We start from the raw sequence: 12,731 nt of genomic DNA, 5'->3' as shown, positions 1-12,731 counted from the left end.
CATCAATTGCACCAATCGCAGCCATGCCGCGCTCCGACACGGAACTTACCGGCACCTCGGTGATTCAAGGACCCAGAAGCGGGGCATCGCTCCACCATGGAAGCGCATTTGGGCCATCTCGTCAGAGGAACAGGCGCATCTGGGTGTGGATGATCGACCTGTAGTCCTCGATGGTCCGGCGGCCTTCCGTTTCGTCCTGGGTGAGTGCAAGACGCACGACGCCACCGGCAAGTTGAAAGAATAGGAAGACCACGCGTCCGAATTGCTCGCGCTTCTCCGGCTCGAGGAGAGGGCTGACATGGTCGCAGAACAGTTTCGCTTGCTGCCGGGTCTCTGTGATGTCGAGATGCTGCAGCGCCTTGTCGGCCTGGATCGCATTCTGCAAATCCTGGATGGCAGGGTCGCCGGCGACGCGCTCGCAATAGTCGTCGAGCAGGCGGTCGGCTGCCGCCATGACGTCGTCCAGCCCGCCGATGTCGGCGACGATAGCAATCAGCCGCGCGCGGCTGATTGCGGAGAACCGCTCATAGAGCATCGCCAGGATCGCCGATTTGTTGGGAAAATAATGATAGACGGTAGCGATCGGCCCGCCCGCCTGCATGCCGACTTCCTTCATGGTGACGGCGTCGATACCCTTCTCGCCGATCAGCCGCATGGTCGTCGACAGGATGGCGTCGATGCGCTCGCGGCTTCGCTCCTGCTTGGGCTTGCGCCTGGGCTCGGTCGCCGTTCGCCTTGCTTCTTCCATGTGCCGGTTCTCTCGCCACAGTCCAAATTTTGGTTGACAAGAAATGTGATCAAGTATCAGTTTCTGCAAATGCTGACAGGTTGTCAGATTTTTTACGATGCGGCAAGGACGCTGGGAGGGGACCTTTGACGTCAACACATGCTGAGCGCACCGACAATGGCGATTGGCTGGTCGGCAATCCGACCGGCGCCCAGCTTGCCTCGGCATTGTGGATCGGTTCGGTTGGCCTGCTCATCCTCGGCCTGCAACCCGTGCTGCTCGGCGCGCTCTACACCGAGGGACATGTCAGCGGCGACGAACTGGCGCTGGTCGCCACGGCGGAGATGATCATGATCGCCATCGGTTCGGCTGTTGTAGCGATGCTGCTTTCCGCTCGCAACATGCGCTGGAAAAGTGCCGTGCTGCTGATCCTGCTGGCACTGGCCAACTGGTGGACCGCCCATGCCACGCAGCAGCCGATGATGCTGATCGCCGCCCGTGCCGTGGCCGGGCTGGCCGAAGGCGGCATGGTGGCGATCGCCACGGAGCTGATCGCCCGTTCGCGGCGGGCCGAGCGCATTGGCGGCTATTTCGTCACCCTGCAGACGCTGGCGCAATGCGCGCTTGCCCTGCTGTTGGCGCTCTACGTCATCCCGAGCGCCGGATCGGCCGGTGGCTTCATCGTCCTTGCCCTTGTCTGCCTCGCCTCGACGGTCGTCGCCTGGAAGGTGCCGGCCGACTATGCCGACCTGCCCAAGCAGGAAGGACATTTCGGCAATGTGCTCACCGCAGGCTCGCTCGCCGCGCTTTTGAGCATATTCTGCTACTTCATGTTCTTCGGCGCGATCTGGGCTTTTCTCGAGCCGCTCGGTGCGCAATACGGCATCGACGCGCGCACCGTCGGCCTGATGGTTTCGGCCAGCCTCGCCGTCCAGGTCGTTGGCGCGATGACGGCGACCGTGCTCGAGGCGCGTATCGACTACCGCTTCGCCATCGCGGTGATCGGCGCGGTCGCTGTGGCCAGCTCCGCCGTTTTCGCTGGCGGACCCGGCCACGGCGCCTTCTGGGCTGCCGGGCTGAGTATGGGCTTCATCCTGCTGTTTGTCGTTCCCTACCAGATACGGCTGGCGATCACCGCCGACGAGACGCGCACGGCCGTGCTTCTTGTGCCGGCCGCGCAGCTCTTCGGTCTGGCGATAGGGCCGATCGCGGCATCGCTGCTTATCGACGGCAAGGATTTCCGGCCGGTGCCGGAGTTCGCCGCCGCCAGCGCCGCTGCCAGCGTCGCGCTGCTTGGCCTGTTCATCCTTGTGTCGCGCCGCCGCCGTGTGGTTGCCTGAGCGGGGAGGCTGCATGTCGAACAGCTGGAGCAACTGGTCTGGCTATGTCAGTGCCGAACCGCAGCTGATCGCCAGCCCGGCCGACGCCGGCGAACTTGGCGATTTCATACGCACGGCACCGAGCCCGGTGCGCGTCGTCGGCGCCGGGCATTCCTTCACGCCGCTGGTGAAGTCGCAAGGCACGATCCTGTCGATGGAGAGGTTCGAGGGACTGGTGTCGCATGATGCTCAGCGGAACCAGGCGCGTGTGCGGGCAGGGACACGGCTCGGCCCGCTCATGCACATCCTGCAAGGCATTGGCCAGGGCCTGCCCAACATGGGCGACATCGACCGCCAGGCGATCGGCGGCGCGCTGGGTACCGCGACCCATGGCTCGGGGCCGACGCTCGGCGCCTATCACACGCAGCTGGAGACGGTGCAGATCGTCGACGGGCTTGGCAAAGTCCGCGACGTCAATCGGGCAAGAGATCAGGAGATGATCCACGCCATCGGCGTCGCGCTCGGCGCCTTCGGCATCTTCACTGAAGTGACGCTGAACAACGTGCCGACCTACCGGCTGCGCCGCCGCAAATGGGTGCTGCCGATCGCCGACATGTTGCGCGATTTCGAGGTGATGATGGCCGCGCATCGGTCGGCCGAATTCTACTACATTCCGTTTTCCGGCTACGCGCAGTTCATTGCCAGCGACCTCAGTGACGCCGCACCCACCGCGCGGCCGCCTGAAGAAGACGAGGCTGGCTTAAGGACGCTGCGCAGGCTGCGCACCGCGCTTGCCTGGCTGCCGTCGCTGCGTGGCCGGCTGATCCGCTCGGCGATCGCCAAGCTGCCGGCAGAGGACTACGTGCAGGACTGGCTCAACGTCTATGCCAGCGACCGGCAGACGAGGTTCAACGAGATGGAATATCATCTGCCGTTCGAGGAAGGCCCGAAGGCGCTGGCAGAAATCATCGAACTGACGGAGAAGCACTTTCCCGAGGTCTATTTCCCGATGGAAGTGCGCACCGTCGCCCCCGACGAATTCTGGCTCTCGCCATTCTACAAGCGGCTCACCTGCTCGATCGCCATCCACCATGACGCGGCGAGCGATCCGCAGCCGTTCATGCGGGCGGCCGAGCCGATCTTCCGCAAATATGGTGGGCGACCGCACTGGGGCAAGATGCACAGCCTGAAGGCGGCGGAGCTGAAAAAGCTCTATCCGCGCTGGGATGACGCCATGGCGGTGCGCCGCGACATCGATCCCGAAAACCGCTTCGTGTCGCCTTACATGGCCGGCCTTTTCGGTATCGAACCATGAGCGCCTATTTTGCCACCCTGTCGGACGCACTGAAGGCCGCCGGCGTCTTCCAGCCTTGCCTGTTGCTCGATCTCGACAGGCTGGACCGCAACATCGCGCTGGTCAGGGAAGGACTGGCGCCTGGCCTTGCCGTGCGGCTGGTCGACAAGTCGCTTGGCTGCCTGCCGCTGCTTGCGCATATCGGCAAGGCGCTCGGCACTGTCAGCTTCATGACCTTCCATCCGCCGATCACGGCAGCGGTGCTGAAGGCGTTCCCCGATGCCGACATGCTGTTCGGCAAGCCGATACCGGTCGGCGCGGCAAAGGCAGTGCTGACGAAAAGCATTGCTGACTGGTCACGCGTCTGCTGGCTGATCGACACTGAGGAACGACTGGCGGAGTATGGCGTGCTGGCGAGCGAACTCGGCATCGAACTGCGTATCGCTTTCGAGATCGATGTTGGGCTGCATCGTGGCGGGTTTGCCAGCCCGGAGGCTTTGTCGAAGGCATTGAGCGCGCTGCCGGCTCGGCTGCATTGCGAAGGCATCATGGCTTACGAGGCGCATGCGCCGCTCATTCCTGGCCTGTTCGGCGGGCCGGCAAGGGCGTTGGCGAAGGCCTCAGCGCTGGCGGCTGCGTTTGTTGCCTGCCTCGGCGAAGACCAGCGCCGCATCCTCAACATCGGCGGCAGCAAGACCGCGCTGCTCCACCGTGGTGATATGGCCAACGAAGTGTCGATGGGCTCGGCCTTCGTGCTGCCCAGCGATTTCGACACGCCTGGCCTCGATTGCTTTCAGCCGGCAGCCTTCATCGCAACGCCGATCCTCAAAGTGGTCGAGCCCACGCTGCCGGGTCCGCCGGCTGTTTCCCGGACACTGCAGGCGCTGGGGCTGTTTCCGCGCAAGGGCTGCTATCTCTATGGCGGCAAATGGATGGCCGAACCGGTATTCCCAGCCGGCATGAAGACCAACAGCTTGCTCGGCCTGTCCTCCAACCAGCAATTCATGGGCTTGCCCGGCGATGTGAGCGCCAAGCCCGGCGACTACGCGTTCCTGCGTCCGACGCAGAGCGAGGCGGTGCTGCAGCAGTTCGGCTCGATCGCGGTGCTTTCCGGCGGGCGCATTGTGGAGTTCTGGCCGGCGCTGCCGATGGGGTGAGCATTGCAATATGCTTGACTTCGTCAAGTAAATAATTGATCCTGTCTGCGATAGGAGGATGCCATGACTCTTCATCATCAGCCCGCCAAAGATCGCATCGGTGCGGTGCGGGCCTTCAACCGGTTTTACACCCGCCAGATCGGGGTGCTCGATGAAGGGTGGCTGAAAAGCGCCTTCTCACTGACAGAGGCGCGGGTGCTCTACGAACTGGCGCATCGCGATGGCCTGACCGCCACCGATCTCACGCGCGATCTCGGCCTTGACGCGGGCTACGTCAGCCGGCTGCTGAAGAAGTTCGAGGAGCGCGGCTTGGTCGAGCGCGCCGCGACCGAGGCCGATGCAAGGCGCTCGTCGATCACGCTGACGCCGGCCGGCAGGAATGCCTTCGCGCCGCTCAACCGGGATTCGCACGACCAGGTCGCGGCCTTGCTCGATCGGCTGGCTGTGCCGGAACAGGAGCGGCTGGTCACGGCCATGCAGACGGTTCAGCGTCTGCTGGGCGAGGGTCCTGAGCCCAAAATTCCCTATATGCTGCGGCCTCTGCAGGTCGGAGACATCGGCTGGATCACGCGTCATCAGGGGATGCTCTACGCGCAGGAACATGGCTGGGACGAAACCTATGAGGCGCTGGTCGCCGAGATCCTCGGCGCCTTCGTCAAATCCTTCGACCTAAAATGGGAGCGCAGCTGGATCGCCGAGCGGGAAGGGGAGGTCGTCGGTTCGGTCTTCGTCGTGCGCAAGTCGGACGAGGTGGCGAAGCTTCGCCTGCTCTATGTCGAACCTTCGGCGCGCGGCCTCGGCATCGGCAAGCGGCTGGTCGAGGAATGCATCGGCTTCGCCCGCGCCAAGGGCTACAAGACGCTGACGTTGTGGACCAACGACATCCTTGTCTCAGCACGCCGCATCTACGAGGCGGCCGGCTTCAAGCTTGCCGAGGAGGAGCACCATCATTCCTTCGGCAAGGATCTGGTTGGCCAGACCTGGAACCTGCAGCTGTAGGCTTCCGCTAGTCCGTCGTTGGCTTTGAACGCGGCATGTAAGTCTGGACGATGAGGCTTTTGGTTGGCTGCCCGTCTCGGCCCGTGAGGACGAGATATAGTCCGCCCGGAAGAAGCGGCTTGTCGGTAATAGGCACGCCGTTATCCTCTGCCATTGCGCGGCGCGAGCCGAATTCGCTCTCGGCCAAGATCAGGTAGGCCTGCTCGATACACGATCCGGGAAAATAGGTGGCAGGATTGTAGCCCTGCATTCTTTTGAAAGTTGCAAGCAACTCGTCGCTGAGGAAATAGAACTGGTCCCGCATCAGCCCCCGCTCTACAGCATCGTCCGTAAGGATGCTGTAGAGCCGCTCCATCGTGGCAAGCTTCTCGCCGCCTTGTGCGTCCACCGGCAATGACAGGTCCGGGCGAGCATTGAAGCCCCGGTGCATCTCCCTATGACAGGCGCTACAAAGCGTTATGCCATTGCCTGTCTGAAATTGTGCGTCCGTGAGGAACGATTTGCGACAGATATGGTGGGCGGATAGGCGGCGGCGCGAATGGCAATCTACGCATCGATGTCCATCACGTTCCCGGATGAACTCACTCCACCGGCGCAGGCAGCGCTCGCGGGACAGCCCCCCTGCTAGGGCGGCCTGAAGCTTGCCCAGTTTGGTGATGATCGCTTCAAGATCGGGAACGTTGGCCGCTTGGTGCATCGCTCACTTCGTTCTGGTTCGCTGAAAGATATATCATGACCGGACTGATAATTGTCGCCGTCGAGTATTCCCGTTCTAGGACTTGACCGGGATCCAGATTTCCAGCCCGCCATTGCCGCTGCGCGGGTCGAATTCGGGCCCGTAGCGCTCGAACTCCGGCGCATCTGCGATCTCGTGGCCGGAAGCCGGCAGCCATTTGTTCCAGATCGTGTTGACCGTCCGGCGGATGGTCGAAATGTGCTCTCGATGCGAAAACACGGCGTATTTCTGCGCCGGCACGCGCACGCGGCTGAGCTCTTTGGGCAGGTCGGAAAAATCGGACACTTCGACGCCGGCGATGTAGTCGAAATTGCCGGAATCGTCGCCGTTGACACAGACGCCATAGGCAACGTCGCCGGTCTCGCCGGGAATGTTGCCGATATAGGGACCAAACCGCTGCCATTGCATCGGAATGGCGGCGCTGGTTTCGCAGCTGTAGCGCTCGCCGAGGCCGGCGATGAGGAAGGGACGGCTGATCTCGAAACGCGGCGGTTCGAGGTTGCTGAGAAAGGACTGGTCCATCTGGATCGGCTCCACGAGATCGAGATTGTCTAGGCTGCCTTGCGCGCGAACCAGTTCCGGCGTGGTGCCGAACTGGTCGCGGAAGGCACGGGTGAACGCCTCATGCGAGTTGTAGCCGGCATCGAGCGCGACCGAGAGAATGTCGGGTGCGCCAGCGGCAAGCTTGCGTGCAGCCTCGCTCAGCCGGCGCGCGCGCATGTAGCCCATCACAGACCGGCCGGTAGCAGCACCAAAGGCCCGCGTCACATGGAAACGCGACACGCCGCTGCTCTGCGCGACATCGTCGAGCGAGATCGCTTCCGGCAGATGGCTTTCGACAAACCACAGCGCCTTCTCGGTCGGGTTCATTTTCTCCTCGCATTGCCCGCATAATGCTGCCGCTTCCTGGCGCGGCCAGTTTGATCGAAATTGCGCTTGGCGCAAAATCAGGGCGGCTCGTATCTCGCCGCGATCCCCGTCAGGGTTCAGGAAATCGCCGGAGCCGCGCAAGAAGTCCGGGTGACAAGGGTCGATTTCAACCGGACGGAACGTGGCGCGGCGTGCAAACCGCCGATCCGTTCGACAAGCATCTGCGCGGCCTTGCGGCCAATCTCATCGCAGGGCTGCGCCAACAGGGTCAGCCGTGGTTCGAAGTAGTTCGCCCACTCGAAGTCGTCGAAGCCGGCGAGCGATATGTCTTGCGGTATCCTCAGGCCGGCATTGCGGATGGCGGCCACGGCGCCGATCGTCGTCTGGTTGTTTCCGGCAATGATACCGGTTGGCCGTTTTGTCAGGTTCAGCAGCGCCGTGGTCGAGTTTTGGGCAGCTTCAAAGGTCTGGTTCGATGGCTGCACCAACTCCGGATCGAAGACGATCCCGTGGCGCTTCAGGCCAAGCCTGTAGCCTTCGATGCGCTCCGTCGTGGTGCTGAAGCCGGCATGGCCGCCAATCATGCCGATCCGCCTGTGGCCGAACCCGGCCAGGTGCGAAACCAGATTGGCGACGGACTGCTTGTTCTCGACGCCGACATGATCGAAGGCCGACGCCGTAAACCGATCGACGAGCACGGTCGGGATACCGCTCCTTTCCAGGTAGCGGACGGTCGCGTTTTCAGGGTCGCCACAGGGGGCCAGGATGATGCCGTCGACCCTTCGCTCCTGCAGCGCCTGAACGACGGCCAGTTCATGGCCAGGCTCGTCGCGGGTATCGGCGAGGAAGACCAGCAGGCCGAGGCGGGCGCACTCATTCTCGATGGCGCAAATGATGTCGCTGAAATAGGGATTGGTTATCGCCGAAACGGCGATGCCGACATAGTTGCTGACCTTGCGCGCCAGCGACCGTGCCAGCGCGTTCGGCTGATACCCCGTCGCGGCGATAGCCTCGTTGACGAGAGCGGTTTTCTCCGGGCTGACCAGGCGCGTGCCATTGATGACGTGCGACACGGTGGAGGTGGACACTCCGGCGCGGCGGGCGACGTCGCTGATCGTTGCAGTCGCTCTCGCCATCCCTTTACCCTCGATACGGCACCCGCCTGCCGGACAACGGTCCCCAGTCGCCGGTCCGCAGCCGACTATTCATTGTTGTCGGGCATAATCAATGAGGTTTTCGCCGCTGTCGCCGTCGAAGTAGTGGACGTGGTCCATATCGATCGAAAACAGCCGGCTTTCCCCAAGCTTGGAACGGTCGCTGGGCGGCAGCCGCGCGATGCACCTGTGATCGCCGATGCTGAGGTCCAGAAGAATCTCATGACCGAGATGCTGGACCACATCGACATTGAACGCGATCGAATCGGTCTTTGGGGCGGCCCCGGGCGGCAGGATGCTGAAATGCTCCGGCCGCACGCCCAGCGTAACCACCTTTCCCTGCTGACCGGCAAGTGCCGCGCGCCGGCACTCCGGAACCGCGATCCGCAACCCGCAGGCCTGGTCCGAGAGGGCGTTGCCATCGTAGGCCAGGCGCAGGAAGTTCATCGCGGGCGATCCGATGAAGCCGGCAACGAACTGGTTGGCCGGCTGGTTGTAGACTTCGAGCGGTGCTGCCGCCTGCTGGATCTTGCCGCCATTCATGACCACGATCTTGCTGCCCATGGTCATGGCTTCCGCCTGGTCGTGCGTGACGTAGACGGTCGTGGTCCCGATCTCCTGATGCATCTTGGTCAGAAAGCTGCGCGCCTCGATGCGCATCTTCGCGTCGAGGTTGGAGAGAGGTTCGTCCATGAGGAACACGCCCGGGCGGCGAACCAGCGCGCGCCCAAGCGCAACACGCTGCCGCTGGCCGCCGGAAAGCGCCTTGGGCAACCTGTCGAGCAGGTCGTCGATGCGCAGCCGCTGCGCCACTTGCCGTATCTGCGTTTCAATTTCGGCTTTCGGGGTTTTCCGGATCTTCATGCCGAAGGCGATGTTGTCGCGAACTGTCATGTGCGGAAACAGCGCATAGGACTGGAACACCATGGCAATGTCGCGGTCTTTCGGCGGCAGCGTGGTAACGTCACGCGCGCCGATGCGCAGCGTGCCGCCGGTGATCGATTCCAGCCCGGCGATCATGTTCAGCGTCGTCGTCTTGCCGCAGCCGGACGGGCCCACCAGTACGGTGAATTCGCCATCCGCTATGTCGAGGTTCAGCCCGGAAAGCACCGGCACCATCGCATAGCGCTTCTCGACATCCCTCAGGGACACTTCAGCCATTACAAATTCCTTGTTGCAAGAAGCCCATGGACATCAGCCCTTCACGGCGCCCGAGAGATTACCGCCCGAGATCTGCCGGTACGTGAGGATGAACAGCAGGACGATCGGCAGTTGCGAGATGACGAGACCCGCGGCCGGCAGGTTGAAGACGGCGAGGTAGCGGTCGCTATTCAGTTTCAGCATGCCGACCGTCACCGGAAAATTGTCCTCGCTGTTGAGGAACACCAGCCCGAACACGAACTCCTTCCAGATGGCGATGAAGTTCAGCGTGTAGCCGACGAGAATGCCGGGAACCGACAGCGGCAGGATCACCTTCCAGAAAACCTGGAAGTCGGTCGCACCCTCGACATAGGCGGCCTTCTCGATTTCCGGCGGAATTGTCGTCATGAAGCCGCGCAGGATCAGCACCTGCAGGGGCATTCCATAGACGCCGTGAACGATGATCAGGCCGATCTTGGTATCCAGCAGGTGGAATGTGCGCAGCGTGTCGTAGAGCGGGATCAGCACCGTCTGCTGCGGCAGCATGAGGCCGGTCAGCAACAGGCCGAAGATCCACTTGCGCCCCGGAACGTTCATGCGGCTGAGCGCAAAGGCCGGGACCAGCGCCAGCGTCACCGCAAGCGCCGAACCGGCCGTCGCATAGAGCAGGCTGTTCCGCAAAAGCGTGCCGAACCCGAGCCCGAACCAGACATCGATGTAGGGCTGGATGGTCGGCGATTTCGGCAAGGCGAAGGGCCCTGCCAGGAATTCGGCGTTCGACTTGATCGATGTCATCACGATCAGAGCCAGCGGTCCGAGCCATACGGCCGCCAGGATCAGCATCAGCGCGGTCGCGGCGAGCTTGGGCAGAATCGCAACGAGGCGGCTGCGGCCGGTGACGATCATGGCTGCGGCGTTCATGGTCGTGTCAGACATCGAAAGCACCCTTCAGGACCTTGCCGAGCAGGACAGCCGCCAGCGACCCGGCGATCACCAGGATGACGACGCTGAGTGCCGCGCCGTAGCCGAAACGGGAATTCCAGAAGCTCTCCATGTAGACGAGATAGCCAAGCACGTTGGTCATGCCGAACGGCGCGCCCTTGGTCAGCACTGCGATCAGGTCGAAGGCGCGCAGCGATTCGAACAGCGTGAGCATGACGATGATCGCCGTGACGGGACGCAGCTGGGGCAGGGCAACGCTGCGGATCATGCGCCAATGTCCCGCGCCCTCGATGCGTGCGGCGTCGAATGTTTCCTTCGGAACGTCGCCGAGGCCGGCGAAATAGAAGATCATCGGCATGCCGGTGAAAGCCCAGCCCGAAATCACCGCCAGCGTGTAGAGCGCGATGCGGTAGTCGCCGAACCATTCATGCACCAGGAAGCCGAGCCCGACCGACCGCAGCAAGGTGTCGAAGGCGCCGAATACCGGATTGAGGATCAAGAGGAACATCAGGCCGACCGCGATCAGCGACATGGTCACCGGAAAGAAGACGATCGTGCGCAGCAGCGATGGGGCAAACACCAGGCGCGCCTTCATCACATAGGCGATCAGGAACCCGAGCGAGACCGGAAAAACCAGCGAAACGACCAGCCACTTGGCGTTGTTGAACAGCGCTATGTAGAAATAATTGTCATGGAGCAGGTAGGCGTAGTTGGCGAAGCCGACGAATTTCTTCTGCGGCGCCATGCCGTTCCATTCGAAGAAACTGAGGTAGATCGTGTAGAGGATCGGGTAGCCGATGAAGCAGGCGAACACCAGCAGCGGCACGGCGACGCCGAACACGGTTACGAACACATGCTGGCGGGCGTAGCCGACGATGGCGCCGTCATCGAAGCGCCTTGCGCTGCTGGCCATGGGTATCGCGCCTTTCGATTGATTGGGGAAATGGCTGTGCCGGCATCCGGCTCACCTGCAAGCGGTTCCGCCAAGCGGCGGTGCGCCGAAGTGCACCGCCGCCGGGGAGGACGCGGGAGAAGGGCGTTGCGCCTCTCCCGCTCGGTCATCGCCTAGGACTTCTTGACGCGCGCTGCCTCGTCCTCGGTCAGCTTCATCGCGTCTTCCGGCGACATGGCGCCGGCCAGAACGCCCTGGACGCCGTCGAGGAATTTGTCCGAGATCGCCGGCGGCGTGGCATGGTCGACATGCATGAAGGTGAAGGAGCCGGATTCGGCCATTGCCTTGCCGAGGCGCTGCTCCATCTCGCTCAGACTCGACAGGTTGGAATTGACGTTCGACGGGAACGGCTTGTCGATCTCGAGCTTCTTGCTCATCGCTTCGTCGGACACCATCCAGTCCAGGAACTCCGCCGCGGCGTCCTTGTTGGGGCTGTTTTCGTGGATCATGATCGTGTCTTCGGCGAAGATCGACATGATCGGCTTCTTGCCCGGAAATGCCGGCATCGGGAAGAAATCCATCGGTACGACGCAGCACTGCGGCTGGTCGCCACGGAAGCGGCCGAGATTGAACGAGCCTTGATACCAGTGCAGGCCCTGGCCCTGCGTCCACGGCACCATGGCAGGTCCGAGATCGATCGAGTTGAACGACGGCTCGAACATGCCGTCCTGGGCCAGCTTCTGCATCATGGCCGTGACATCGACGGCACGCGGGTCGGTCCACGGAATGGTGCCGTTGATCAGCCCGTCATAGACGTCGAGACCATGCTTGTTGACGAGGATGGCCGACCACATGAACTGCCAGGGCCACTTCTTCTGGTTGGCCAGCATGAAGGCGGCGAGGCCGGCTTCCTTGCCTTTCTGCGCGTTGGCCATCAGTTCGTCCCAGGTGGTCGGAACCTTGAGGCCAAGCTTCTCGTAGATGTCCTTGCGGTACCAGACCACTGAGGCGCACATTTCCGTCGGCACGAAATGCTTCTTGCCGTTGTAGACGGACAGCGTCACGCCGGCCGGGTTCAGTTTCTTGTCCCACCCATATTTCTCGTAGTAGGGCGTCAGATCGGCGGAGAAGCCGTTGTCGACGATTTCCTTGCCGCGTCCGCCTTCCCAGGAATAGAAAAGGTCCGGCGGATTGCTCGAAGACAGTTCGATGGTCTGCTTGGTCTTGTAGGTCTCGCCGTCGACGCTGGCGCCGGTGACATGGACCCGATCGCCGTTCTTCTTGTTCCATTCGTCGATCAGCCAATTGGCATAGACCTCCGAAGATGGCCATGGCGCCCGGTAGAAATACCTGAGTTCGGCTGGCGCGGCCCGCGCCGCCTTGATTCCTGAGGCGGCCGCCACGGCGGTCGCGCCAAGTGCCGCCGAAGCCCTCATGAAGGTGCGGCGAGACAGTCCATTCTGCTTGATGTTCATCACTTCCTCCCGGTTCAATCTGACAA

Annotated in this window: 12 protein-coding genes; 4 read left to right on the top strand and 8 right to left on the bottom strand. The window is 62.6% G+C overall.

Going from position 1 to position 12,731, the window contains the following annotated elements:
* Positions 1–121: 121 nt before the first annotated feature.
* Positions 122–748, bottom strand: a complete 627-nt coding sequence (locus tag LHFGNBLO_RS26770; RefSeq protein WP_258602289.1) for a TetR/AcrR family transcriptional regulator — start codon at positions 746–748, stop codon at positions 122–124.
* Between the two features lie 125 nt (positions 749–873).
* Here LHFGNBLO_RS26770 and LHFGNBLO_RS26765 point away from each other — a divergent pair, with 125 nt between their 5' ends.
* The 4 genes from LHFGNBLO_RS26765 (at position 874) to LHFGNBLO_RS26750 (ending at position 5,496) form a co-directional block, all read left to right on the top strand.
* Entirely contained in the window at positions 874–2,067 is a 1,194-nt protein-coding gene (locus LHFGNBLO_RS26765; protein ID WP_258602288.1) for an MFS transporter, read from the top strand.
* Positions 2,068–2,080: 13 nt separating this feature from the next.
* The gene (locus tag LHFGNBLO_RS26760; RefSeq protein WP_258602287.1) at positions 2,081–3,361 is read left to right on the top strand and encodes a D-arabinono-1,4-lactone oxidase; all 1,281 of its coding nucleotides are present in this window, start codon (positions 2,081–2,083) and stop codon (positions 3,359–3,361) included.
* Positions 3,358–4,497 carry an alanine racemase gene (locus LHFGNBLO_RS26755; RefSeq protein WP_258602286.1) on the top strand — a complete coding sequence of 380 codons (1,140 nt, stop codon included), beginning with the start codon at positions 3,358–3,360 and terminating at the stop codon, positions 4,495–4,497. The genes LHFGNBLO_RS26760 and LHFGNBLO_RS26755 overlap by 4 nt, the downstream gene beginning before the upstream one ends.
* A gap of 63 nt (positions 4,498–4,560) precedes the next feature.
* Positions 4,561–5,496, top strand: a complete 936-nt coding sequence (locus tag LHFGNBLO_RS26750; RefSeq protein WP_258602285.1) for a helix-turn-helix domain-containing GNAT family N-acetyltransferase — start codon at positions 4,561–4,563, stop codon at positions 5,494–5,496.
* A gap of 7 nt (positions 5,497–5,503) precedes the next feature.
* Here the strand turns inward: LHFGNBLO_RS26750 and LHFGNBLO_RS26745 are convergent, their stop codons facing one another.
* From LHFGNBLO_RS26745 to LHFGNBLO_RS26715, 7 genes are all read right to left on the bottom strand, one after another.
* Entirely contained in the window at positions 5,504–6,193 is a 690-nt protein-coding gene (locus tag LHFGNBLO_RS26745) for a hypothetical protein (RefSeq protein WP_258602284.1), read from the bottom strand.
* 75 nt (positions 6,194–6,268) lie between these two features.
* Positions 6,269–7,102, bottom strand: coding sequence for an AraC family transcriptional regulator (locus LHFGNBLO_RS26740; protein ID WP_258602283.1), 834 nt, complete (start codon positions 7,100–7,102; stop codon positions 6,269–6,271).
* A gap of 116 nt (positions 7,103–7,218) precedes the next feature.
* On the bottom strand, positions 7,219–8,238 hold the full coding sequence (locus LHFGNBLO_RS26735) for a LacI family DNA-binding transcriptional regulator (protein WP_258602282.1): 1,020 nt from the start codon (positions 8,236–8,238) through the stop codon (positions 7,219–7,221).
* Between the two features lie 69 nt (positions 8,239–8,307).
* A complete protein-coding gene (locus tag LHFGNBLO_RS26730) occupies positions 8,308–9,417 on the bottom strand; it encodes an ABC transporter ATP-binding protein (protein ID WP_258602281.1) in 1,110 nt (369 codons plus the stop codon).
* Between the two features lie 33 nt (positions 9,418–9,450).
* Positions 9,451–10,332, bottom strand: a complete 882-nt coding sequence (locus LHFGNBLO_RS26725; protein ID WP_258602280.1) for a carbohydrate ABC transporter permease — start codon at positions 10,330–10,332, stop codon at positions 9,451–9,453.
* Positions 10,325–11,251, bottom strand: a complete 927-nt coding sequence (locus tag LHFGNBLO_RS26720) for a carbohydrate ABC transporter permease (protein WP_258602279.1) — start codon at positions 11,249–11,251, stop codon at positions 10,325–10,327. The genes LHFGNBLO_RS26725 and LHFGNBLO_RS26720 overlap by 8 nt, the downstream gene beginning before the upstream one ends.
* A gap of 152 nt (positions 11,252–11,403) precedes the next feature.
* Positions 11,404–12,705 carry an ABC transporter substrate-binding protein gene (locus tag LHFGNBLO_RS26715; protein ID WP_258602278.1) on the bottom strand — a complete coding sequence of 434 codons (1,302 nt, stop codon included), beginning with the start codon at positions 12,703–12,705 and terminating at the stop codon, positions 11,404–11,406.
* Between the last annotated feature and the right edge of the window lie 26 nt (positions 12,706–12,731).

It is taken from the genome of Mesorhizobium sp. AR10 (assembly GCF_024746795.1).
Classification (GTDB): domain Bacteria; phylum Pseudomonadota; class Alphaproteobacteria; order Rhizobiales; family Rhizobiaceae; genus Mesorhizobium.
The sequence above is the reverse complement of the archived record's forward strand: the minus strand, read 5'-3'. Positions and strand labels throughout refer to the sequence as shown.